Below are 26,286 nucleotides of genomic sequence, written 5' to 3' on the forward strand. Positions count from 1 at the left end.
TATGTAATAGTAAAATGATTTAAAATTTAGACGTAACTATCATTATAGTATTGAAATGTTAAGTATTATGTTAGGTTGAAATGAGAATGTAAGTACATGAGATATAAAGGGGTGATAAGTAGTGGTAAAAAAAGTTGAGAATACAAAGCAGGTTGAACATATTTTTGATGATTGTGAAGATACTATTGTTTGGTCATGCTTACAGGGAGTTATGGGAGAAGTCTATGTGGACAATGAGAAAAATCCAACTTCATCAATGGCTATACTTGGAGATTTTATTTTCTTTGCTGGAGAACCAAAAGAAGAAATAGTTTTATATAAACCTGAGAGCTGTAAACAGGATTTTATAATCATGGTTCCTACAAATGATAGTTGGGGAGAATGCATTGAGCAATGTTATAAAGATAAAGCTAAAAAAGTATGTCGCTATGCTACTAAAAAAGAACCCAATATATTTGATAAAAAGAAGTTAGAGCAAATAGTAGATACATTACCGCAGGATTATGAAATGAAATTAATAGATGAAGATATCTATTATAAATGTAGAGAGCAAAACTGGTGCAAAGATTTAGTATCTCAATATGAAGATTATAATTCTTATTATAATTATGGATTAGGTGTTGCTATACTAAAGGATGGAGAATTAGTTTCAGGAGCATCGTCATACTCAAGATATGAAGGTGGAATTGAAATAGAAATTGATACAAATGAGAAATATAGAAGAAAAGGACTTGCTTATATTTGTGGAGCAAAATTGATATTGGAATGTTTAAAGAGAAATTTATACCCTAGTTGGGATGCTCAAAATAAATGGTCATTAGCGTTAGCAGAAAAACTAGGATATCATTACAGTCATACTTATAATGCATATGAAATATGGGAGTATTTATAAAGTATGTATTACTATGAAAATATTAATAATATTAATAAGATAAAAGTAATTACTACAAATGACAACATAGATGCAATAAAATTTTATCAAAAACGTGGTTTTGATATGATTAAAATATACCATAATGCTATTGGAGAATCACGAAAGTTGAAGCCTACAATTCCATTGATTGATAATTATGGTATACCTATAATGCATGAGATAGAATTCCAAAAATTAATTTAGATGATTAAATTTCTATAATAATGAAGTTAGTACACTTGTACTAGCTTTTTATTATAGAAAAAATATTTAAAGACTGAAAAATTTCATACAGGATATAGACTTAAAGAAATAGAAACTAATGAAGAACTTACCGATATAATAGAAATGCACTTTATTGAGATTCCAAAACTTTCAAATGAATCTGATGAAAAAGATATGCTTATGGCATGGACAGAATTCTTAAGAAATCCTGAAAGTAAAAAAGTTAGAAGTCTTGAGATGAGTATAGAAGAAATAAGAGAAGCAAAGGATGAGCTTATTCGCATGAGCAATGATGAAAAACAGCGAGAAATATATGAAATGAGAGCTAAGATACTAAAAGATAAGGTAAGCGCACTAAATGAAGCTGAAAGAAAAGGGATAGAAAAAGGAATTCAGCAAGGAATTGAACAAAAAAGCATAGAAATAGCAAAGAATCTTTTAGATATACTAGACGATGAAACTATTGCAAGAAAAACAGGATTAAGTATAGATGTAATAAAAAAGTTGAGATAAACTTTTTAACGGTATAAAGTGAATTATAAAAATAATCTTAATAAATAATTAAAATTATTTTTGAAATGTACGTGACGTAACCTTTGAAAATGGTGAAGTAAGAATATTTGATATGAATCCTTATTTGGGAAAAAGGTATATTTATGCTTCCTAAAGGTTTGAAAGAGGGCATTAAAAGTTATACAGAAAAACTAATATAAATACAAAAATAGTACAAGAATTATTTGATAATAAATCTTGTGCTATTTGTTTTTTAGTATGAAATTTTTAATATCAGCTTTTATACATGTTAAATGATGTAGAGTATTTACTAAAATAGTATAGCTTTAAAGTTATAAAGAATACATTATAATGACAAATATCCACAATGTGTTTTACAATATTTGCTACTAGCGATATAATAATATAAGAAAAAATGTTTTTTATAAATGCGTGAACTTTTAAGTATACGCATTCTTTAATTTTTGGAAAATATAAAACTGCAAATCATGACAAAGTTACTTTATATTAGTTCTAATTAATTGGACGTGAATTTTTAGGTTAATTAACAGATTAAAATGAAATTTTGTTGACGGGGGATGTTAATAATGAGAAAAGATAATAAGTTAGTGGTGAGGCTTATTAGTTATTTTGGCGGTTTTTTAATTATGACTTTAGGGATTGCAATCTCTGTTAAATCAAATCTTGGGGTCTCACCAGTTAGTTCTATTCCATATACTATGACTTGTGTTTGGGGAGTTGAGATGGGAAAGGCTACAATTATATTTCATACAGCATTGGTAGTTATGCAGATTTTGCTTTTGAGAAAGAATTTTAAAATAAAAAATTTATTACAGATACCAGTTGGCGTTGTTTTTGGATACTTCACAACTTTCTGCAATTATTTAATGAATTTTATAGCAACTCCTGAAAGTATAGTTATAAGAATTTTAATGATGCTTATTAGTACATTTTTTATTGCATTTGGAATTTTTATGTATGTGCCAGCTGATATTATGCCCTTAGCAGGTGAAGGAGCTATGCTTGCAATTGCAGAAGTTACTAAGAAACCATTTGCAAATATTAAGCTTATATTTGATGTTTCAATGGTTGTAATTTCATTACTTACATGCCTATTTATAATACATAGTTTTGGAAGTGTTGGAATAGGAACAATTATTGCAGCTGTGTTAGTAGGAACAGAATTGAAGTGTATTACAAAATTACTTGGATCTTTAAGAAATAAAATACTTACATCTCATTATTTACAGGAAAATAGATGAATTAAATTGAATGAAAGAAAGTATTATGATATTCTATCTTCATGAAAAAAATAGCAGAGAGGGTTGAAAAATTTTGTTGCAAGGGGACAATGAAATAAGTAATACTATTAAACCAAAAGTAAAGTCATTATATAAAGCCTTAAAGCTTTTGGAATATTTTGATTCAGAACATAAAGAGGTAGGAGTCACAGAACTGGCTGAGTATAGTGGCATGTTAAAAAGTTCTGTACATAATATTTTGCAGACTTTTGAGCAATGTGGGTATGTTACACAAAATTGTGAGACTCAGAAGTATATGTTGGGAGGAGCTGCTGTTTCTCTTTTTTCTAGATACAAGGAATCTAGGAATTTTGATTATAGAATTACAGAATATCTTCAACAGTTAAGAGATATTTATAAAAATAATGTATATCTTGCAGAAAAAGAAGGGGATGAGGCTGTATATATTTGTTCTGAGCAGGCCTTTTATTTTCAAAAGGATTATTTGTCAAAGGCGGGAGCACGTGTACCTTTGCATTGTACTAGCGTTGGTAAGGTATTATTAGGATATTCAACTGTTAAGGAAAAAGAGGAATTTTATAAAAAAGACATAATACGTTATACAGAGAATACAATTACAGATGTAGAGGAATTAAAGAAGGAAATGGAATATATTATCTACAGAGGATATGCAACTGGATTTGAGGAATATCGGAATGGAAGATTTTGTGTTGCTATTCCTATTGTTACAGGGGAAGATGTTGTTAGGTATTCTATTGGAATGTCATGTTTAGAACCAATATCAGACTATATGTTAAAAGAGTATCTTAGATCTTTGAGAGATGTAGGAAAGAAGATAGCTGGCATTTTAGTAGGATAATATTATAACATATGAAATTACAGTAAAAGATTATTGTTCATTTTTATTGAACAATAATCTTTTATTTTTGCAAAAACTATTGATTTTTACAATTTATAGTGCTATTATATATTCAACATAGATGAACAGAAGGGCAAAGGTGCTACTGAAAAGGTACCTTTGCCCTTTTGTTATTTAAAGAGAAATTAAGAAATTCTTTTGAAATCTATTCTATGTAACATGTTAAAAAAGTTGGACGTTTTGCAAAAAAGAAAACTAGGAAGATGAAAGGAGATAATAATATGAGTAAAAAAGTTGAACCTTATTTAATGTCAGTTCTTTCAAGTCGTCTTTATAGTATAGGACTTGAAATGACTAATACTTTGATGAGAACAGCAAGATCACAATTGATGAGCGTATGTCACGATTTATCAACTGCGATATGTGATAGGAATGGTAAAGTAATTGCATTAGCTGAAAGCATTCCTGTACATTGTGCCAATATGGGACTGACTGTTAGTCCATGTTTTGATCATCCAGAAGGAATTAATAAAGGAGATTTATTTTTAAATAATTCTCCATACAATGGAAATACCCATCATGCAGATTACACATATATTGCTCCAGTATTTCATGATGGAGAGTTAATGTTCTTTGCGGTAACTAAAGGGCATCAAGCTGATATTGGTAATACAATTCCAAGTACTTATGTGCCAGCGGCAAAAGATATGTTTGATGAAGGTGCAATTGATTGGCCATGTATTAAGATTCAAAAGGATTATAAAGATGTTGCAGATATTATAAAGATAGCGATGATGAGAAATCGTGTTCCAGATATGTGGTATGGTGATTATCTAGCATGTGTTGGGTCCTCTAGAGTAGGTGAGAAGCGTTTAGAAGAGTTATGTAATGAATATGGTAATGATATTATTAAAGATTTTTGTGAAGCATATCAAGAGTATGGTGCAAAAAGAATGAAAGAAGAATTGAAAACTTTGCCAAAGGGACACTATGAATATGATATTAAAGCTGATGCTATTGAAGGTGTTATTCCAGAGGTTAATATTCACATTATATGTGATACAAAACCTCTAGAAGGGATTATAGAGTTTGATTTAACTAAGAATGTTGATTCACTTCCTTGTGGATTAAATATGTGTGAAGCTACAACTCTTGCTAGTGTGGTAACAGGTGTATTAAATAGAATGCCTTGTGATATACCTTGCAATGATGGTGCAATGAGCCGTATTAAAGTTAAGATGAGAGAAGGTTGTATAGTTGGAAAAGCCAAAAGACCATATTCATCATCTATGGCTACAACTAATCTAGCTGATAGAGTAATTTCAGGGGTACAAGCACTTATGAATCAAATTACTAGTGATAAGGGTATGGCAGAAGGTGGTGCTACACAATGTCCAGCTGTTGCAGTAGTATCTGGTATAGATTGGAGAAAAAATAATGAAACTTATGTTAATCAAATATTCTGTGGAATGACTGGAGGACCTGCAGTTAACGGATATGATGGATGGGTTACTTATCAATATCCTGTTACAGGAGGTGCTATGAACTGGAATTCAACAGAAGTTTTAGAACAACAATATCCATTTAAAGTTATATCAGAAGAAATTTTAGAGGATTCTGTAGGGGCAGGAAAATATGATTCAGCTCCATCTTGTAAATTTGTTATGACAGCAAGAAAAGATCCCATTGTATGTGCATATTCTTGCGATGGTATTGATAATCCACCAAGAGGAGCAGAAGGTGGTTTAGACGGTCATAAAGCAGCTGCATGGAAGTATGATATCGATAAGGGAGAAGAGTCAAGAGTAGAGTTACCAGCTTTTGCAGAACCAGCAATTTCAGTAGGAGAAGCAATAGTATCAGAAAGCTCCAGTGGTGGTGGCTACGGAAATCCTTTAGAGAGAGATCCAGAGTTAGTATGTCATAGGGTACGTGAAGGATGGATTAGTAAGGAGTTTGCAAAAGAAGTTTATGGAGTTATAGTTGATGATTCTAAGGAAAAATATTGTTCTGATGTAGAAGCTACTAAGGCTTTGAGAGAAAAGATGAAGGAAGCAATATAAACTTAAAAATAAGGAGGTAAAGAATATGTCAAAGTATGTTTGCGTAGATGTTGGCGGCACTTTTACAGATGCTGCAGTATTAGATGAAAATGGAGAAGTTAATGTATTTAAATCACCAACTACACCACATGATTGGACAGAAGGAATTCTTGGTGCTTTAAAAGTAGCATCCGAGCACTATAATCAAGATTTTGAAGACTTCTTGAAGGATATTAGTGTTGAAAATGGTGGATTGTTCACTCATGGTTCAACTATTTCAACTAATGCAATTGTTGAAAAAAGATGTGGTAAAATTGGAGTTCTTTGTACAGAAGGATTTAGAGATGTATTTCTATTTAGAGAAGGACCAAATAAAAATCCATTTAATATGTTTCTAGACTATCCAGAACCATTTGTACCTCGTTATTTAACCCTTCCTGTAAAGGAACGTATAAATTCTGAAGGGGGAATAGATACTCCGTTGGTTGAAGAAGATGTTGTAAAACAAACTTTGAAACTAAAAGAATATGGAGTTGAAGCAATTTGTATTTGTTTCTTATGGTCTACTGCTAATGCGGCTCATGAAAAGCGTGCTGCAGAGATTGTAAAAGAAATATGGCCAGAAGTTACTGTTGTAACTAGTTGTGAAGTTAATCCAAGTAGCCGTGAGTATAGAAGATGGGTATCAGCAGCAATGGATGCTTCATTAAGAAAACTTATTTCTACTTATGCAAATAACCTTAATAAAAGATTAAATGAGGAAGGTTTTATTGGAAAAGTTGGAATGCTTAATTCTGCTGGTGGTGTTATGAGTACAGCGGAAATTGTGGAAAGACCATTATATTCAGTGGATTCAGGTCCGTCTATGGCTCCAGTTTCCGGTAGAAAATATGCAATAAGTGATTTGAATGAAAAAAATGCAGTAGTTTTAGATATGGGAGGAACAACTTTTGATGTTAGTTGTGTAATTAATGGTAATATTTCTGTATCAAAAGAAGCTATTATTGGTGAAGAAATTCCTGGTATTTCTAGAGTAAATGTACATAGCATTGGTGCTGGTGGTGGAAGTATTGCATGGGTAGATAATGGAGGTATGATTCGTGTTGGACCTAGAAGTGCTGGATCTGTTCCGGGACCTGCTTGCTATAATCGTGGAGGTACATTGCCAACTGTAACAGATGCCAATTGTGTTTTAGGATATCTTAATCCAGAATTCTTTAATGATGGTCGTATGAAGTTGTATCCAGAGCTTGCTAAGGCTGCTATAAAAGAGCATGTAGCTGATCCACTTGGAATTACTGTAATGGAAGCAGCATACTCTATATGGGCAACAGTAAATGTAAATATGATTGCTGCAATTAAAGATATAACTATTTGGCAAGGAATTGACCCAAGAAGTTATGCTATGATTTCAGGTGGCGGTGCTTGTGGACTTCATGCTATTGCACTTGCAGAAGGACTTGAAATGGATAGACTTCTTATTCCAAGAACAGCAGGAGGTTTAAGTGCAGTAGGAGGAATATTTTCTGATATTATTTCAGAGTATAATGGAAGTCTTTATACATTAACAAATAACTTCAATTTTGAAGGAACTAATAAACTTATACATGATTTAGTTCATAAAGCTAAAGAGTTCTTTGAAAGAAATAATATAACAGAGGAATATCAAAAAATTGAAGTTTACATGGAAGCACATTATCCTTTCCAAGTATACGAATTGTCAGTTGATATAACTGATTTCCTTGATGAAAATTATAATGTTACTGAAGAAAGCATAAAGAAGATGGAAGATGCATTCCATGCAGAGCATGAGAGAACTTTCTCTGTTAAAGATGATACTTACATAGAATGTGTTTATTGGAGAGTAAAAGCAATTGGTAAGCATGAGCGTGAAGCTGTAATTCCAGAGCAAAAGCTAAATAAAGGTGATCTTGCTTATGAAAAGGTAAAAAATTATGACACAAGGAAAGTATACTTTAAGGAATACAATGATATAAAAGCAACTCCTGTATTTAAAGGTGATAGCTTAGTATATGGAGATATAGTTCATGGACCTGCTATTATTGAAGAACCAACTACTACTGTTGTTATTCTTCCTGGCTATCGTGCAGAGATTACCAAGTTTAATAACTATTGTATTGAAAAAGAAAAATATATTAAGAAATAGACTTTTAAATAATAAGGGAATACTTATATGAATTCATTAAAAAATATATGGGCAACGGTGCTTAATAAAATAAGATACACTTGCCCTTTTTGTATAGATTCCCTTATTAAAATTATTCATTTGGAGGTAAAAAGCTATGAAGTTGAAAGAAACAGGACTTACTAAGGAAGAGTTGAAAGGTCTTGTAAATAAATATATGATTGAAACTTATGAAAGATTTGACATGGTGGCTGAAAAAGCAAAGGATATGTATATATATGATGAAAATGGAACACCATATCTTGATTTTTATGCAGGTATTGCTGTTAATAATGCAGGAAATTGTAATGAGAAGGTAGTTTCAGCAGTAATAGATCAAGTTCAAGATATTATCCATACTTTTAATTATCCATACACAATTCCACAAGCACTCCTTGCAAAGAAGGTTTGTGAAACAATCGGAATGGATAAAATTTTCTATCAAAATTCCGGAACAGAAGCAAATGAAGCAATGATTAAAATGGCAAGAAAGTATGGCGTTGAAAAATATGGTCCTGATAAATATAATATTGTAACAGCAAAGATGTCGTTCCATGGAAGAACCTTTGGTGCTATGAGTGCAACTGGACAACCTGATAATGCTTGTCAAGTTGGATTTGGTGATATGACACCAGGATTTTCATATGCTAAATATAATGATTTAGATGATTTTAAGGCAGCTGTAAATGATAATACAATTGCTGTTATGATAGAGCCAGTGCAAGGTGAAGGTGGGGTAAATCCGGCAACTAAAGAATTTATGTTGGGACTTAGAAAGCTATGTGATGAAAAGGGATTGCTACTTTTAATAGATGAGGTACAAACAGGATGGTGTAGAACTGGTGCTATTATGTCTTATATGAATTATGGAATCAAACCAGATATTGTATCCATGGCGAAAGGGCTTGGAGGAGGAATGCCAATTGGTGCTATATGCGCAACAGAAGAAGTTTCAAAGGCTTTTACAATGGGTTCTCATGGAACAACATTTGGAGGACATCCCGTAAGTTGTGCTGCAGCGCTTGCAGAAGTAACAGAGCTTATTGATAGAGATCTTGCAGGAAATGCAAAAAAAGTAGGAGATTACTTTGCATCTAAACTGGAGGCACTTCCTCATGTAAAAGAAGTAAGACATCAAGGGCTTTTAGTTGGTGTTGAATTTGATGATAGCATTAGTGGTATCGACGTAAAACATGGATGTTTTGATAGAAAGCTTTTAATTACAGCAATTGGTGACCATATTATTCGTATGATACCACCACTTATTGTTTCAAAGGAAGAATGTGATAAGGCATTTGAGATAATAAAAGAAACTGTAGAAGTTTTAGAATAATGGTAAAAAATTATTATATAGTTAAAGGGAAAGCACACTAATCTTAGGTATATAGGTGCTTTTTCTTTTTGAATAGTTTTCAAGGAGTTGTAGATAAATGTATTTTTAGAAATAAGGTTTAAGTAATATAATCTTATAAAAAAGAAGATATTTTTGAAATGATAAAGATATGGAATGAAGTGGTTAATGATGGAAAAGCCTTTCCTCAAGTAGAAGAATTATCGGTAGAAGAAGCTAATAAGTTTTTTGCTGATCAAAGCTTTTGTGCAGTAGCTGAAATCGATAGTGAAGTGGTAGTGTTATATATTCTTCATCCTAATAATATAGGAAGATGTGGACATATAGCTAATTCTAGTTATGCAGTAAAATCATCTAAAAGAGGTAATAACATTGGAGAGAAACTTGTCAGACATTCTTTAGAAAAAGCAAAGGAGCTAGGATTCCGTATAATGCAATTTAATGCTGTAGTAAGTTCAAATAAAGGTGCAATACATTTGTACGAAAAAATAGGATTTGAAAAAGTTGGAGTTGTAAAGAAAGGTTTCTTAAATAAAGATAATAAATATGAAGATATTATATTGTTTTACTATGATGTTGAAGAGAATCTTTAATTGATAAGATTAAGGAATTATTTTGTATACAAAAAGATGGATGTAATGCAGGGGTGGCAGATATTGTTAAATATTATCCGGAAATTGATACAACCTTTATAATATTATCTAATACAGATGCTTGTGATATATGGGATTTAGCTTTTGAAGTTCAACAGTATTTAGGAGTTAAAATGGAATAGTAACAAAAAATATCTATTCACATAAAGTTCTTATAGATGTCACAATTATGTCACGGTAAGAAGTTATATTATAAGTACAAAGTAGTTAATACTTTCAATGTTTTTTTCATAAACCCTTTTTAAAATAGTATAAAGGATAGCAAAACCCCATATTTGCTATCTTTTTTTTATCAATGTGTCCCCAGGGGATACTTTTTGTTTTTATATCTATTTAGAATTTAAATTTAATTCAATGGCATCATCATATTTAATTTCAGTATCTAAATTATGCATAAAGAATTCTTATGAGCCAGGTTAAAAAAAATCATTATTCTTAAGTGTATGAAGCTTTTCATAGACAATCATAATGGTATTCTGCATTGCATCTTCAATATCACTTTCATTGTTAAGTATACCTTTGGATATGCGATACATATCAATTTTATTGTCTTCCATCAATGAAATGAAAGCTTCTTTATCTCCTTTTTTAGCAGAAGTAATAAGTGAAAAGTTATTAGAAATAGCATGTACATCTGTTAATTCCATCGTTAACCTCCTTACTGAATTTTATTTTCGATTATTAGACCTTGTAAATAGAAAAAATGTTACAAGAAATTTATTATATTAGTGGATTTTATATAAAAAAATTAATTGTATAAGGTATGAAAGTAGTTTTGGATATTACCATTATATTACATACACACTAAGGTTACATAGGTATTATTAAGATGGAAATTTTATTTTGGAAAAGATAATAAGAAAGAGTGATTTCTTTATAACGAAAAAAAGGTGCTATAAAGAATAAAAGTATATTATAGATTGCTCTAAGTAACCTTCATTTCTTATATGACAGCACCTAATTGCTATTGTTCATCAGTATCATTAGTGTCTTCAGTATTGAGAATTTGAATAAAAGCTTCAAAACGAAGAAGATTTGCGAAAACACTTATTAAATATGAAATGGAGATAGCTTCATAAGGCGATATATTAATATTAGAGTCTCTTACTGAATTTAAGAAATCTTTTTCATCAAGTCTTTTTAATGAAACGATATAAAGCACTATATAGCCAGATAATACTAGTGTCTGACCATTAACTATAATTTGTTCAGGTGTTTCATTTCCGTTATAAAGATTTAAAATTCCTAATCTGTCGATTTGGGAAGAGTTAACATAAAAAAGATATCCTAAAGATAATAGTGCAGCACCTAGCTTTTCTAAATCCGCTAAATTTAGCCCTATATTTTTTATAAAATCATCTATATAATCGCTAGTATCATACAAGATATGTCCTCCGCTAAAAAATCTTTAATTTTAGTATATGCTGTATTTTGGTAAAGTTGTATTTTTATTAAGCTATAAATAAAAGAAAATCATATAATTGCAATTTGATTAAAAAATGATAAGTGATATTGTCTAAAAAAATTCAAATATGGTAGAATGAAAATATATTTTAAAACAAAGGTTGGTAATGAATGAAAATAGAGAATTTAGACAAAATAATAAAAAGTGAAACGGATGATAATAGATATAGACGGGGAAAAGAATTAGTAAGACAAAATAAAGTAAAAGACTTAAATTTTGATGTAAATAATGAAATTGTTAATATTAATGGAACTGTTGTTAGTAAAAATAGATATGATTCTTATGAAGTAAAGCTTGGATTTAATGTTAGAAGCAGAAGAATAACTACTATGGCTTGTAATTGTATTGATTTTTTTAATAGTAGATTTAGTAATAGGCATAGAATATGTAAGCATATAGTAGCGCTAGGACTCTATTTTGAAGAATGTTATAAAGGAAAAGAAATAAATAAACTAGATTATGAAAGGAAAGTAAGATATAGTAATGACATTATAAAAACGTTAAAGTTACAAGAAGACGCAAAACAGTTAGTTAATCTTGAAGTTAATATTTTCGAAAGAAATAATAGACTTGAAGGAGAATTAAAAATAGGTACATCACAAATGTACGTTGTTAAAAGCATAAAAAAGCTGATAGAAGCTATTGAAAAAGAAGAGATAATTACATATGGAAGAAAGTTTACTTTTGATGGTAGTATTCATTATTTTACAGAGAAAGATAATAAAATTTTAGATTACTTTGAAGAATATGTTGATATGGAAAAATATTCAGATATGTATAGAATATTAAATGCAAAAAGTATAGTTTTTGTAAATAATGCATTAAAGAGATTTCTATTAACTTTGGGAAATAAAGAAGTTACTTTAACTTTAGAAAATGAAACATTTACTCCAAAGATATATAACTGTGATGTGCCGCTAAATTTTGAAATAAAAGAAGAGGATGATTTTATTAAATTATTTGCTAATAATGAATTGCCACAATTATTAACATCAAAGGGAGATGTTATGCTTTATGAAGGAAATATATATTTGCCTTCAAGAAAACAATATGAAGCTTTAAAGTATTTTCAAAGAATACTAAAAGAAGATACTGTTATAAATTTTGATAAAAATAAATTAAATGATGTTATAAATATTGTTTTACCTGTAGTTGAGAGAGTATCAAAAAACACTAAATTAGATGAAGAAATATCTAAAAGGATAAAGAGAACTTGTACTGTAGAATTTTATTTAGATAAAAAAGGCGATGATATATTTTGTGAGACAAAGTATTATTATGACGGAAAGTTATATAACAAAAATAGTGAAAGTGACTTATTAGTTGTTAGGGATGTTAAAAAGGAAAAAGAAGTTAATGAAGTTCTTAATAGCTTAAAATTTTATAAGGATAATGATAAGTATATCTTTAGTGGTAGTGACGAAGAATTATTTCAATTTATAGATAGTAAAATAGAAAATCTTAAGGCTTTAGGAGAAGTATTTTATTCCAATAAATTTAAGGAGCCTAAGATTTATAGATCATCATCAATAGTAGCTTCTATAAAAGAAGAAAAGGGAAGCTTTTTAAAATTTGACTTTTCAGTAGGAGATATTTCACCAAAGGAATACAATAATATATTAAAAGCATTTAAAGAGAAAAGAAAGTTTTATAAATTAAAAGATAATAGTTTTATTGATTTGTATGACAAGGAAATTAATGAGTTTTTTAAATTTATAGATAAGGCTAGTGATAAAGTTAGCAATGGATCTATAAAAATACATAATAGTAAGTCCATATACTTGGATAGTATTTTACAAAATGAAAATATGCCTAAAATTCAGGGTAAAGAAATAATAAAAGATATTTCTAATGGTTTTAATAATGAAATTAATGTACAGTATGAAATTCCAAAAGACTTAAATGCTACTTTAAGAGAATATCAAATACAAGGATTTAAGTGGCTTCAAAGTTTAAAAAAATATAAGTTTGGTGGTATATTGGCTGATGAAATGGGACTTGGAAAAACTATTCAAACTATAGCATTTTTATTAAGTGAGAAAGGAAAAAGATCTATAATTGTAACTCCTACATCACTTATTTATAATTGGGAAAGTGAAATTATTAATTTTGCACCAACGTTAAAAATAGCAGTAGTTCATGGAGAAAAGGATGCTAGAGAAGAGTTAATTAAAAATTGTGAAGATTATGATGTTATATTAACTACATATGGAATACTAAGAAATGAAATAGAAGAGTTTTCAAAAATAAAGTTTGATTATTGTATAATTGATGAAGCACAAAACATAAAAAATCCCCTAGCACAAACAACAAAAAGTGTAAAAGAAATTAATGCTAATATGAGAGTAGCATTAACGGGAACACCGATAGAAAATAATTTAATGGAGTTATGGTCTATTTTTGATTTTGTTATGCCAGGATATCTTTTCTCACAAAAGAGTTTCAAAAGTAAATTTGTTAATGATGTTGAAGGCAATGTGGAATTAAAACATCTTATAAGACCATTTATTTTAAGAAGGCTAAAAAGAGATGTAATGATGGAGTTGCCAGATAAAATAGAGAAGAAGCATTTTATTGAAATGACCAATAGCCAAAAGAAAATCTATAGCACTTATGTTAAAGATATTACGGAGAAATTAGATGATAAAGATTTTACAAGAGATAAGATAACTATATTTTCTTATCTGACAACACTTAGACAACTTTGTTTAGATCCTACTTTGGTAGTGGAAAATTATGATGGTGGTAGTGGAAAAATTAATGTTGCATTAGAAATGATTAAAGATAATATTGAAAACGACCATAAAATTTTATTATTTTCTCAATTTACATCAGTACTTAATATTTTAAGTAAAGAGTTAGAAAACAACAATATAGAGTACTCATATCTTGATGGATCTACAAAGGCAAAAGATAGAATAGATTTGGTAGAGAAATTTAATAGTAGTGAAAAGATTAAGGTATTTTTGATATCATTAAAAGCTGGTGGAACAGGATTAAATCTTACTAGTGCAGATGTAGTTATTCATTTTGATCCTTGGTGGAATCCAGCAGCGGAAGAACAAGCTACTGATAGAGCTCATAGAATGGGACAAAAAAATGTAGTGGAAGTTATAAAACTTATTGCAAAAGGAACTGTAGAAGAAAAAATAATAAAGATGCAAGATGAGAAAAAGAAGCTTATCAATGATGTTATAGATGGTAATTTATCCAATGGTTCATTCCTTGGAGAACTTACAAAGGAACAACTAATAGAATTATTTTCATAAGGAAGAATAGTATTTTAAATTAAAAAGAACTGATGCACAAAAGTGTAGCAGTTCTTTTTATTATGTTATGGAGACTTTGTAAGTATGTAAATGTTAGTTTTTAATCGCCAATAAAACAATGTATTGCCCTAACAAACTTTTATTTGCTAATGGGATATCCATATTCATCATATATATTATTTGTGATATAATTTTTAAATATATAGAAAATTATTGAATTAAAGTAATGAATTTCATGAGGGGAAAGAGTAAAGGGGAATGAGAATATGACAAGAAAGTTAGATAAAACAGAGGAAAAAGAGAAGAGAAAAAATCAAATTAGACAATTAAATGAGCCACCGAAGTTAACGGTTCTTGAAGAGGTGGGAAATGCTGTTACTCATGGAATAGGTGCAATGCTAGCTATAGCTGGAATGGTATTACTTCTAATTAAATCAGATACGGGACTGAAAATTATGGCATCTTGTTTTTATGGTATAAGTCTATTTTTCTTAATGATTATGAGTTCTTTATATCATTCATTTAAAAGTGGTTCTACGGTAAAACGATTATGGAGAAGGTTTGATTATTCTTCTATTTATCTCTTAATTGGAGGAACTTTTGCACCACTATATCTAGTGTATTGGGGAAACACTTTAGGAATTGTACTTTTCTGTATTCAATGGGCGTTAATAGTTCTCGGTATTACTATAATTGCTGTATTTGGCCCTGGTAGATTTAGTTGGATACATTTTACGTTATATTTCACCATTGGGTGGAGCGGTATAATATTTTTTCCAGATTGGATAAAAAATAATAGACCATTACTTTTTATGATATTAATAGGGGGAATTCTATATACCATTGGAATGATTCCATTTGTAAAGGATAAAAAGTATTGTCACTTTATATGGCACTTTTTCGTTTTGGCAGGAGCTATTTTGCATTGGTTTGGAATATACCTTTACGTTTATTAGCACAAAATATACATTTCACCAAAGATAAAATATATAAATAAGTTATTGGAATAATATGAGGTGAAAGAATGAAAAGTAACTTTAAAGTTGAAAGGATGTTAAAAAGCTTAAAATTAGATAAGAAGCTTCTAGGGGAACTAGATTTTACTACCATCATGATTGTAATAGTAATTGTTATTTTTGGAGTATTAAATATTTATTCAGCTACATACAATAAAACTTTAGATGGTGTTGCTATTGGCTTTAGATACGCAAAATTGCAACTTATGTGGTTTATTATTGGGCTTCTAGCAGTGTATTTCATTTTAACCATAGATTATGCGTTTTTTAAAAACTATGCATATGTAATTTATGGAGCAGCTATTATATTGTTGCTTATAAATAAGTTTATTGGGACAGAAAGTAAAGGTGCACAATCCTGGCTTACAATAGGTAAACTGACAATACAGCCTTCTGAGTTTGCAAAATTGGCAATAATAATTATTGTAGCAAAAAAGATAGAAGATATGGATGGAAAGATAGATTCATTTAGAAAATTAGTTACTATTTTCATTTATGCCATTATTCCTACAGCTTTAGTTTTAATACAACCGGATATGGGTATGAGTATGGTAATTTTCTTTACAGTACTAGGCATGGTAGTAGTAGGTAAACTTGATTGGAAAGTTATTGTTGGCGGATTTTTAGCTTTGTTTATAGTTATTGCTGCAGTATGGAATAGCGGTTTTATTCAACCATACCAAAAAGAACGTATTATGATTTTTATAGATCCTTCAAGAGATCCCCTTGGAAAGGGATATCATGTGACACAATCAAAAATTGCAATTGGAGCAGGTGGACTTACTGGAAGTGGATATAAGAATGGAAGTCAAACAAAAGGTGGCTTTATACCAGAAGCATGGACTGATTTTATATATTCAGTAGTAGGAGAAGAATGGGGATTTATCGGGGCATTTGGTCTTCTGGCGTTATACGGTATCATGATTTCAAGAATGATTAATATAGCTAGGGATTCAAAGGACATTTTTGGTTCAATTCTTGTTGCTGGTGTTACAGCATCAATGCTATTTTCAATTTTACAAAATATAGGCATGACTATTGGACTTATGCCAATAACAGGGATAACATTGCCTTTTATGAGTTATGGTGGAAGTTCTATGGTTGTATATTTTATGAGTTTGGCTATTGTATTAAATGTTGGTATGAGACGAAAAAAAATTAATTTTTAGCGTTATAAAATAAGTTATATCAGCTGGAGGAACGGATATATGAAGATACATATTATCGGAGGAAGTGGTACAGGAAAATCATATATTGCTGACATATTATCAAAGCAGTTTAAAGTACCGCATTTTGATTTAGATGATATCTTTTGGGATAATAATTCGCAGTATTATGGTATTAAGATGCCTATTAACAGAAGGACAAAATCACTTGAAAAAATCCTTCAGGAGGAAAATTGGATTATTGAAGGCGTATATTACAAGTGGTTAGAAGATAGCTTTAAGAAAGCCGATTATATATTTATTTTAAATGTTTCGACATGGGTATATAAGTATAGAATTATTTTACGTTTTCTAAAAAGGAAAGTAGGTATTACTAAAGGGAAAAAGGAAACAATAGAATCCTTAATTAAATTAATAAAATGGACGGATAATTATAATAAGGAAACAATACCTAAGATAATTGATTTTTTGGAGCCATATAAAAAGAAAGTTATAGTGTTAGAAAGTGCAATTGATATTTTGAAATATACGTGACGTATATAGGAAAGGGGTATTAAAAGAGTAAAAGAAAAACTTAATATAAGATTATAACTAGGGTTAAAATAGACTCTTGTTCAAAAGTTGAAATATGTGGACAAGAGTCTATTTTTTTATTTACAAAATTGGAATTTATTTTTAGAAGTAGATAGTACTTTAAACAAAGAATATCCTAATATAATTCCTATAACATTGAAAATCACATCGTCTATATCTACTGATCGAAATCCTAAATATAAGATATTTTCTATAAGTTGCAATATCTCTATTGATAAAGAAGTAATTAATCCAATGAGAAAAATTTTCTTCAAATTTCTTAAGTTTGTCCACAATATAGGTAAAAGTAAACCTAATGGTAATAAAAGTATATTGCTTACCTTTCTTTTTATGTATAACTAGATTAAGTAGGAATATAAAGATAAATAGTGGAAGACTTAGTATAAAAAAGTTATTTGAATCAATCATTGTTACAGTGCTCCTTTTAATTATTAATTGATGGTTTTGTTATAGTTTATCATAGTATTAAATTTTAATGAATAAGAATATATTAGAGAAATATATAAATTTTAATTAAAGTAACGTATGTTACAGAATGAAATGCACTAATGATGTAAGATAAACACGTAAGTTGTGGCGAAGACATAAAGCAATTTAAAGAATTATTTATGATTTGCTATGACGAAATATAAATAAACATTTATATGGTAATATACCATTGAAATAAAGGAGATAATAACTATGAGCAACATGATGTTTTGTATGCAATGCCAAGAAACTGCTGGCAACAAAGGTTGTACTAAAGTTGGTGTTTGTGGTAAAAGCGCAGACCTTGCAAACATGCAAGATTTATTAATTTATGTAACTAAAGGTTTATCAGAAGTAACTACAAGATTACGTAAAGAAGGAAAAGAAATTTCTAAAGATGTTAACCACTATATAACATTAAACTTATTTACAACAATCACAAATGCAAACTTTGATGATGATGTATTTTATGCTAGAGTAAAAGAAACATTATCAATAAAGAATGACTTAATGAAGCAATTATCTGATAAAGAAGGTTTATCAGCAGCTGCAACATGGGATGTAGAAGAAGATAAGAAGTCTGGGTTCTTAGCAACACTTAAAAATATTGTATCAGGAAATAACTCAGGATCTGAAATAAATGCTATGTTAAAAGAAAAAGCAGAATCAAATGAAGTTGGTGTATTAGCTACTGAAGATGAAGATGTACGTTCATTAAGAGAATTAATCACTTATGGATTAAAAGGTTTATCTGCATATTCTAAACATGCTAATGCATTAGGATATGATAATGAAGAAATCGATGCATTCATGCAAGAAACATTAATGAAATTAATGGATGATTCAATGACTGTAGATCAATTAGTAGCATTAACTTTAGAAACTGGTAAAGTTGGTGTTGACGGTATGGCACTTTTAGATACTGCAAACACTACAACATACGGTAACCCAGAAATCACTAAAGTTAATATCGGTGTAGGTAAAAACCCTGGTATCTTAGTATCTGGTCATGACCTTGCAGATATTGAACAATTATTAATTCAAACAGAAGGAACTGGTGTAGATGTGTATACTCATTCTGAAATGTTACCAGCTCACTACTATCCAAAATTAAAGAAATACAAGCACTTAGTAGGTAACTACGGTAATGCTTGGTGGAAGCAAAAAGAAGAGTTTGAAAGTTTCAATGGACCAATCTTAATGACTACAAACTGTATCGTTCCACCAAAAGATTCTTACAAAAATAGAATGTTTACTACAGGGGCAGCAGGTTATGCTGGATGCAAACACATTGAAGGTGAAGCAGGAAGCAAAAAAGATTTCTCTGAAATCATCGCATTAGCTAAAAGATGTGAAGCTCCAACAGAAATCGAAAGTGGAGAAATCGTTGGTGGATTTGCTCATGAGCAAGTATTTGCTTTAGCAGATACAGTTGTTGAAGCTGTAAAATCTGGTGCAATTAAAAAATTCGTAGTTATGGCTGGTTGCGATGGTAGAGCAACAAAACGTAATTACTATACTGAATTTGCAAAAGCTCTTCCAAAAGATACAGTAATTTTAACTGCAGGATGTGCAAAATATAAATATAACAAATTAGATCTAGGAGATATCGGTGGTATTCCAAGAGTATTAGATGCAGGACAATGTAATGATTCTTACTCATTAGCTTTAATAGCTCTTAAGTTAAAAGAAATATTCGGTCTTGAAGAAATCAACGAATTACCAATCATTTATAACATTGCTTGGTATGAACAAAAAGCTGTTATCGTATTATTAAGCTTATTATACCTTGGAGTAAAAGAAATTCACTTAGGACCAACACTTCCAGCATTCCTTTCTCCAAATGTAGCTAATGTATTAGTAGAAAACTTTGGTATCGGTGGAATCACTACTGTTGAAGAAGATATGGAAATGTTCTTTGGAGAAGAAGTAAAGGCACAAGATGGAGAAATATCTAAAGATATGATAATTGGTGATATCGTAAAGAAGAATCCTGAAAATGCTGATATATTAATGGCTGCAGGAATGCACTGCCTTGGATGTCCATCTTCACAAGCTGAAACATTAGAAGAAGCTTGTATGGTTCATGGACTAGATGTAAATGAACTTTTAGCAAAATTAAAATAATTAGTATGTAAAATAAGCTGTTACAGAATAAGTATTTACAAGTTGTTTTGCAGCTATTCATAAATATTTTCTAATTTTGCCATAATACTGACACAATTAATTGATATATTATAATTGTAGTTAATGAAATAGTTAGTTTTTTTAAATCATTTTCCTTTTTAAACATACAAAGAGACTGTGTATTAAACAAATGAGAATTTGTTTTCACAGTCTCTTTTTTTATATTTTTGAACATATTAATAGCTGTTATAGTTAAGTGGTGGTAGAAGTTATAGTAAGGAATTTGGAACACATATTTGAAAAAATGAAGAAATATGCTACTATATTAGTTAGTTTATACTAACTAATATAGTAGCATTATTTTTAGGCTTAAGGATGGTGATATAAGATGGATATAGAAAAGTTAGAAGAATCTCAAAATAAGGATATTATCGAAGTTTTACCACAGGATGATGATTGTATTATATATAAGATTTTAAATAAAACAGGAGAAACGTTGATGACAAGTTATAAGGTGTTTCCAGGAATTGAGATTGTATATAATAATGTTGATATGAGAAAGTGTTCTGTTATTTTAGATAAGAACAATTTGGAAGGAAATGTATTTGAAATAAATCATTGTCTTGAAGGAAGAATTGAATGTGAGGTTGGTGGAGAATTTTTTTATCTTACACCAGGGGATATGTCTATTAACGTAAAGAAAAATGTTAATAATGAGACTTATTTTCCTACTAGTCATTATTATGGAGTATCAATAGTTGTAGATGCTAATTTAGCACCACGTTGTCTTTCCTGTATTCTTGATGATGTAAATGTAGAGCCAACATCAATTATGAGAAAGTTTTGTGAGGAATCAGATACTTTTATCATAAGAAATAATTCACATTTAGATCATATTTTTCATGAGTTATATTGTATCCCACATACAATTAGAAAGGGATATTTTAAAGTAAAGGTATTAGAGATTCTTTTATTTCTTGGAGGGATTTCAGTAGATCAACTATATTCAAAGGGAGAAAGATATACTAAATCTCAAGTATTGTTAGCAAAGAAGGTATGTGAATTTTTGTCTGACAATATGGAAAAGCGTATCACAATTGAATATTTATCTGAAAAGTTTCATGTTTCTACTACACAGCTCAAAAATTGTTTTAAGGGAGTTTATGGAGTATCTATATATGCATATATACGGGTACAAAAAATGCAGACAGCAGCTCTATTGATTAAAAATACAGAAAGAACAATTTTAGATATTGCATCACAATATGGTTATAATAATGCCAGCAAATTTGCTAAAGCATTTAAAGATGTCATGGGAATATTGCCTAATCAATATCGTAAAGAGGGATAAAAATGTCTTTTTGGAGCAGGTAATATTCTATATGGAGTAGAGGCAGTAATATTCCTTTTCATATAATATTAATAGATGAAGTGCAATGAATCTACAAAATTGTATTATTTTTTTACAGACTGGTTAGAGATTCCTAACTTCATTATAAATGTTTTAAAGAGGAGGAATTAATCTTGAAAAAGAAATCAGATATGTCAAAGCTATTCCAGTATGCAGGTAAATATAAGTACTTATCTATTGCTTCCTGGATTTTATCTGGAGTTAGTGCTTTTTTTGCACTTGTTCCATTTATATATATCTGGAAAATTATTAAGGAAGTATTAAAAGTTGCACCAGATTTTAGTAAAGCCGAAACCTTATCTTATAATGGTTGGATGGCGGTATTATTTGCAGTTATATCTATGTTAATTTATATAGGTGCCCTAATGTGTTCGCATATTGCAGCATTTCATGTGCAAGCACAAATTCGTTCACGTGCAATGCACCATATTGTTACATTGCCACTGGAATTTATGGACGATATAGGAAGTGGAAAGCTAAGAAAAATTATTAATGAATGTAGTGCAGATACAGAAACCTATCTTGCGCATCAATTACCAGATAAGGCAGGGGCAATTGCAACGCCAATAGGGCTACTTATATTACTGTTAATATTTGATTGGCGTTTGGGATTATTATCTTTATTACCAGTAGTTATCGCGTTTATAATTATGTCTATGATGACAGGCAAAGAGATGCAACAGAAGATGACAGAATATCAAAATGCATTAGCTGAAATGTCTAGTGAAGCTGTTGAATATGTTCGTGGTATCCCTGTTGTAAAAACTTTTGGACAATCTGTATTCTCATTTAAAAGATTAAAAAATAGTATTGATAAGTATCAAAAGTGGACAATAGCCTATACTAAGCAGCTTATGATGCCAATGGTGCTTTATACCACAATAATAAATGCTGTATTTACAATATTAATTGCTGTAACACTTATTATTTCAGAAAAAGGAAATATCACAGCCGACTTTCTTTTAAATTTACTTTTCTATATTATTATTACGCCTATAATTACTATAACATTGAATAAAATTATGTATTCAAGCGAAAATTCAATGATTGTATCTGATGCTTTAAAGCGTATTGATAGCGTTATGGAAATTAAACCATTACCGCAATCTAATAATAATAAGTATCCAGTTGATAATTCTGTAATTTTGGATGATGTAATATTCCGTTATCCAAATTCAGAGGAAAATGCATTAAGTCATATTTCACTTAAAATTAACCCCGGTGAACATATTGCATTAGTAGGACCATCAGGAAGTGGAAAATCTACTTTGGCTGCTGTTGTTGCACGTTTTTTTGATGTTACAAGTGGAAAGATTCTTATTGGTGGTGTTGATATAAGAGATATTAAAAAGGATGACCTTATGAACACAGTATCTTTTGTTTTTCAAGATAGTAAGCTAATTAAAGCATCTATTTTAGAAAATGTTAGAATGGCAAAAAAGAATGCTTCACGAGAAGAAGTAATGGAAGCACTTCATAAGGCACAATGTGATGATATTATAAGTAAGCTACCTAATGGCGTCGATACAATAATTGGTACAAATGGAACATATCTTTCTGGTGGTGAATGTCAAAGAATTTCTATTGCTAGAGCTATACTAAAAGATGCACCGATTTTAATTCTTGATGAAGCTACAGCTTTTGCAGATCCAGATAATGAGGTAAAAGTACAAGCTGCATTTGAGGAACTTTCTAAAGGAAAGACTGTTATTATGATTGCACATAGATTGTCTACAGTTACATCAGCAGATTGTATTTATGTATTAAAAGATGGATGTGTATTTGAAAGCGGTACTCATAATAAGTTAGTATCACACAAAGGTTTATATGCTCATATGTGGAATGAATATAACCACACTGCAAAGTGGAAAGTAGGTGAAAAAAATGCTTAAATTATTACAACATAGATATGCACTTTCAGCAAAAGGTGCAAAGGATATGATGAAAGCTTTTATTTCTTGCATTGCATCAAACCTTGTATTAATGATGCCAGTAGGATTACTTTATGAGTTGGTTTCAGACATAATAAATAAAAATGATTTATCAAAGCGATTAACTTTTTATATTATTGGATCTATTCTTTGTTTACTTTTGATAGCAATTACAACTTCAGTTCAATATAAGGCTACGTTTTTTGCTACGTATATAGAGAGTGGAGTAAGGAGAATTAGTCTTGCAGAAAAATTACGTAAACTTCCTTTAGCTTTCTTTGGAAAAAAGGATCTTTCTGATTTAACTAGTACTATTATGGCTGATTGTTCAACTATGGAAACTGCATCGTCTCATTGGATTCCAGAACTTGTAGGATCATTAATCTCAACGTTGATTGTAGCAATAGCATTATTCTTTTTCGATTGGAGAATGGCACTTGCTACCCTTTGGGTACTTCCAATTTCTTTTGCCATTGTTTTATTGTCAGCAAAGGTGCAATATAAGCTTGGCAAAAAACATATGTTATTAAAAATGGATTGTGCTGATGGTATTCAAGAATGCCTTGAGACAATAAGGGATTTAAAAGCTAATAATGCAGAAAAAGAGTATCTTAATGGATTAGATAAGAAGATTAAGGATGTGGAAAAACATGCATTAGTAAATGAACTTGGTAATGCTGTTTTTGTATCATCTGCACAAATGATTTTAAAATTAGGTATTGTTACTACTGCTCTTATTGGTGGAGTTTTGCTACAAGATGGAAGCATTGATATATTGACTTTTTTTATGTATTTATTAGTAGTGTCAAGAATTTATGACCCAATGCAAATGTCACTTCAAAATTTAGCAGCTATTACATCAACAAAGGTACAGGTTGATCGTATGAATGAGATTTTAGAACATCCACTTCAATCAGGAGTTATGGAACTTTGTAATAATGGATATGATATTACATTTAAAAATGTTGGCTTTTCTTATGATGATAGGGAAACAGTACTTTCTAATGTTTCATTTACAGCAAAGCAAGGTGAAGTAACTGCTTTAATTGGACCATCTGGAGGTGGAAAAACTACAGTGTCTAGACTTGCAACAAGATTTTGGGATATTACTAAAGGAAAAATTACTGTTGGTGGTATGGACATCTCTAAAATTGATCCAGAAACATTATTGTCTCTTTATTCAATTGTTTTTCAGGATGTTACACTTTTTAATAATACCATTATGGAAAATATTCGTATTGGTCGTAAAGATGCTACAGATAAAGAAGTATTGCAAGCTGCAAGATACGCACATTGTGATGAATTTGTAGATAAATTGCCTAAGGGATATAATACGATGATAGGTGAAAATGGTTCAGAGCTTTCAGGTGGTGAGCGTCAAAGAATATCTATAGCAAGAGCATTCCTTAAAGATGCACCTATTATTCTCCTAGATGAAGCAACGGCATCTCTTGATGTGGATAATGAAACATTGATTCAAAACTCCATTTCAAAACTTATAAGAAATAAGACGGTAATGATTATTGCCCATCGTATGCGTACAGTGGCCTCTGCAGATAAAATAGTGGTACTTAAAGATGGGGTTGTAGCACAACAAGGTTCACCAGATAAGTTGATAAATGAAGAAGGGATATATAAGAATATGGTTAATTTGCAATTAGAATCTAATAGTTGGAAAATGAATTAGAGGTTTTACAAAAGTGAGAGGTAGTAAACCAGGATTATGGGTTATTACCTCTTATTTTTATGTTCTAATAGCTTCAATAAATTATGTTATAATATGAACTATAGAAAATTTTGTAAATAATTAGAATTTATATATATGGAGGTAATACTGAAAAGAATATTAAAATTAATATGACATACTAATGTCAAATTTACTTTACTACAATTTACTTATAAATAACAAGTTAGAAAGGAATTATATTGTATGCATGAGATTATGGCAAAGGGAATTCTTTCGAGTAAAAATGGAATGAATGTATATAGGGGTTGTAGTCATGGATGTATTTACTGTGATTCAAGAAGTCATTGTTATGGAATGGATCATAAGTTTGAAGATATTGAAGTTAAGGTAAATGCACCAGAGTTATTAGAAGAAAGTTTAAAAAGAAAGAGAAATAAATGCATTATTGGTACTGGAGCAATGACTGATCCTTATATTCATTTAGAGGAAAAAATTAAAAATACACGAAAATGTTTAGAGGTTATTGAGAAGTATGGTTTTGGAGTAGCAATTCATACTAAGTCTAATAGAATACTAAGGGATTTAGATTTACTAAAAAAAATTAATAAAAAAAGTAAATGTGTTGTACAAATGACATTAACCACCTACGATGAAGGATTATGCAAAGTTATTGAGCCTAATGTTTCAACTACAAAGGAGAGAGTTGAGGTATTAAAAATAATGAGAGATAATGGCATACCAACAGTGGTTTGGCTAACACCTATTTTGCCATATATAAATGATACAGAAGAAAATATAAGGGGAATATTAGATTATTGTATAGAAGCTAAAGTAAAAGGGATAGTTATTTTTAATATGGGGCTTACTTTAAGGGATGGTAATCGTCAATATTTTTATAAGATGTTAGATTTATATTTTAAAGGTTTGAAAGAAAGATACATAAGAGAATATGGAAATAGATATGAAATAGTAAGTAAAAAAAATAATCACTTGATGAAGATTCTAAGAGAAACTTGCTATAAGAATAATATAATCTGTGATATAAATGAGGTTTTTAAATATATGAGAACTTTGGAAGAAGATAAAACGAATGTACAGTTAAAGTTTGATATATGAATCAATTATACCTCTGCGTTGTGATTATATAAC

Annotated in this window: 21 protein-coding genes and 1 pseudogene; 19 read left to right on the forward strand and 3 right to left on the reverse strand. The window is 29.9% G+C overall.

The annotated features are described in order from the left end of the window. Positions 1-121: 121 nt before the first annotated feature. From KQI30_RS03845 to KQI30_RS17310, 10 genes and pseudogenes are all read left to right on the forward strand, one after another. Positions 122-892, forward strand: coding sequence for a GNAT family N-acetyltransferase (locus KQI30_RS03845; RefSeq protein ID WP_216461888.1), 771 nt, complete (start codon positions 122-124; stop codon positions 890-892). A 3-nt stretch (positions 893-895) separates the two neighbouring features. Next, positions 896-1,117 carry a GNAT family N-acetyltransferase gene (locus KQI30_RS03850; protein WP_216461889.1) on the forward strand — a complete coding sequence of 74 codons (222 nt, stop codon included), beginning with the start codon at positions 896-898 and terminating at the stop codon, positions 1,115-1,117. A gap of 78 nt (positions 1,118-1,195) precedes the next feature. Beyond that, positions 1,196-1,651, forward strand: a pseudogene (locus KQI30_RS03855) (Rpn family recombination-promoting nuclease/putative transposase); the annotation flags it as partial. Positions 1,652-2,238: 587 nt separating this feature from the next. Continuing rightward, positions 2,239-2,913, forward strand: coding sequence for a YczE/YyaS/YitT family protein (locus tag KQI30_RS03860; protein ID WP_216461890.1), 675 nt, complete (start codon positions 2,239-2,241; stop codon positions 2,911-2,913). Between the two features lie 73 nt (positions 2,914-2,986). Beyond that, positions 2,987-3,772, forward strand: coding sequence for an IclR family transcriptional regulator (locus KQI30_RS03865; protein WP_216461891.1), 786 nt, complete (start codon positions 2,987-2,989; stop codon positions 3,770-3,772). 281 nt (positions 3,773-4,053) lie between these two features. Further along, a complete protein-coding gene (locus KQI30_RS03870) occupies positions 4,054-5,835 on the forward strand; it encodes a hydantoinase B/oxoprolinase family protein (protein ID WP_216461892.1) in 1,782 nt (593 codons plus the stop codon). A 25-nt stretch (positions 5,836-5,860) separates the two neighbouring features. Continuing rightward, positions 5,861-7,981 (forward strand): hydantoinase/oxoprolinase family protein, encoded by a 2,121-nt coding sequence (locus KQI30_RS03875; RefSeq protein ID WP_216461894.1) that lies wholly within the window; start codon positions 5,861-5,863, stop codon positions 7,979-7,981. A 136-nt stretch (positions 7,982-8,117) separates the two neighbouring features. After that, positions 8,118-9,332: an aspartate aminotransferase family protein gene (locus KQI30_RS03880; RefSeq protein WP_216461895.1), complete on the forward strand. Its 1,215-nt coding sequence runs from the start codon at positions 8,118-8,120 to the stop codon at positions 9,330-9,332. A 149-nt stretch (positions 9,333-9,481) separates the two neighbouring features. After that, positions 9,482-9,943 carry a GNAT family N-acetyltransferase gene (locus KQI30_RS03885; protein ID WP_367397829.1) on the forward strand — a complete coding sequence of 154 codons (462 nt, stop codon included), beginning with the start codon at positions 9,482-9,484 and terminating at the stop codon, positions 9,941-9,943. 53 nt (positions 9,944-9,996) lie between these two features. Beyond that, positions 9,997-10,125, forward strand: a complete 129-nt coding sequence (locus KQI30_RS17310; protein ID WP_301281799.1) for a hypothetical protein — start codon at positions 9,997-9,999, stop codon at positions 10,123-10,125. Positions 10,126-10,419: 294 nt separating this feature from the next. Here KQI30_RS17310 and KQI30_RS03890 read toward each other — a convergent pair whose 3' ends face one another. Together KQI30_RS03890 and KQI30_RS03895 are read right to left on the reverse strand one after the other, a co-directional pair. After that, positions 10,420-10,650, reverse strand: coding sequence for an RNA polymerase sigma factor (locus tag KQI30_RS03890; protein ID WP_216461897.1), 231 nt, complete (start codon positions 10,648-10,650; stop codon positions 10,420-10,422). A 317-nt stretch (positions 10,651-10,967) separates the two neighbouring features. Next, positions 10,968-11,387, reverse strand: a complete 420-nt coding sequence (locus KQI30_RS03895; RefSeq protein ID WP_216461898.1) for a hypothetical protein — start codon at positions 11,385-11,387, stop codon at positions 10,968-10,970. Between the two features lie 191 nt (positions 11,388-11,578). On the opposite strand from KQI30_RS03895, the gene KQI30_RS03900 reads away from it, so the two are divergent. The 4 genes from KQI30_RS03900 to KQI30_RS03915 all read left to right on the forward strand — a co-directional run bounded on the left by KQI30_RS03900 (position 11,579) and on the right by KQI30_RS03915 (position 17,453). Further along, positions 11,579-14,737, forward strand: coding sequence for a DEAD/DEAH box helicase (locus KQI30_RS03900; protein ID WP_216461899.1), 3,159 nt, complete (start codon positions 11,579-11,581; stop codon positions 14,735-14,737). A gap of 266 nt (positions 14,738-15,003) precedes the next feature. Further along, positions 15,004-15,693: a PAQR family membrane homeostasis protein TrhA gene (trhA, locus tag KQI30_RS03905; RefSeq protein WP_216461900.1), complete on the forward strand. Its 690-nt coding sequence runs from the start codon at positions 15,004-15,006 to the stop codon at positions 15,691-15,693. A 95-nt stretch (positions 15,694-15,788) separates the two neighbouring features. Next, a complete protein-coding gene (rodA, locus tag KQI30_RS03910; RefSeq protein WP_216461961.1) occupies positions 15,789-16,922 on the forward strand; it encodes a rod shape-determining protein RodA in 1,134 nt (377 codons plus the stop codon). Positions 16,923-16,961: 39 nt separating this feature from the next. Further along, the gene (locus tag KQI30_RS03915) at positions 16,962-17,453 is read left to right on the forward strand and encodes a DNA topology modulation protein FlaR (RefSeq protein WP_216461901.1); all 492 of its coding nucleotides are present in this window, start codon (positions 16,962-16,964) and stop codon (positions 17,451-17,453) included. Positions 17,454-17,569: 116 nt separating this feature from the next. Here the strand turns inward: KQI30_RS03915 and KQI30_RS17495 are convergent, their stop codons facing one another. Next, a complete protein-coding gene (locus KQI30_RS17495) occupies positions 17,570-17,845 on the reverse strand; it encodes a VanZ family protein (RefSeq protein ID WP_367397830.1) in 276 nt (91 codons plus the stop codon). Between the two features lie 349 nt (positions 17,846-18,194). Here KQI30_RS17495 and hcp point away from each other — a divergent pair, with 349 nt between their 5' ends. The 5 genes from hcp (at position 18,195) to KQI30_RS03945 (ending at position 26,253) form a co-directional block, all read left to right on the forward strand. Next, entirely contained in the window at positions 18,195-20,108 is a 1,914-nt protein-coding gene (gene hcp, locus KQI30_RS03925; RefSeq protein WP_216461903.1) for a hydroxylamine reductase, read from the forward strand. A gap of 388 nt (positions 20,109-20,496) precedes the next feature. After that, the gene (locus KQI30_RS03930; protein WP_216461904.1) at positions 20,497-21,459 is read left to right on the forward strand and encodes a helix-turn-helix domain-containing protein; all 963 of its coding nucleotides are present in this window, start codon (positions 20,497-20,499) and stop codon (positions 21,457-21,459) included. Between the two features lie 173 nt (positions 21,460-21,632). After that, positions 21,633-23,411: an ABC transporter ATP-binding protein gene (locus KQI30_RS03935; RefSeq protein WP_216461905.1), complete on the forward strand. Its 1,779-nt coding sequence runs from the start codon at positions 21,633-21,635 to the stop codon at positions 23,409-23,411. Beyond that, positions 23,404-25,137, forward strand: coding sequence for an ABC transporter ATP-binding protein (locus tag KQI30_RS03940; protein ID WP_216461906.1), 1,734 nt, complete (start codon positions 23,404-23,406; stop codon positions 25,135-25,137). The genes KQI30_RS03935 and KQI30_RS03940 overlap by 8 nt, the downstream gene beginning before the upstream one ends. Positions 25,138-25,380: 243 nt before the next feature. After that, positions 25,381-26,253, forward strand: coding sequence for an SPL family radical SAM protein (locus KQI30_RS03945; protein WP_216461907.1), 873 nt, complete (start codon positions 25,381-25,383; stop codon positions 26,251-26,253). Positions 26,254-26,286: the final 33 nt, after the last annotated feature.

Source organism: Clostridium bornimense (genome assembly GCF_018917145.1).
Taxonomy (GTDB): Bacteria; Bacillota; Clostridia; order Clostridiales; family Clostridiaceae; genus Clostridium_AN; species Clostridium_AN bornimense_A.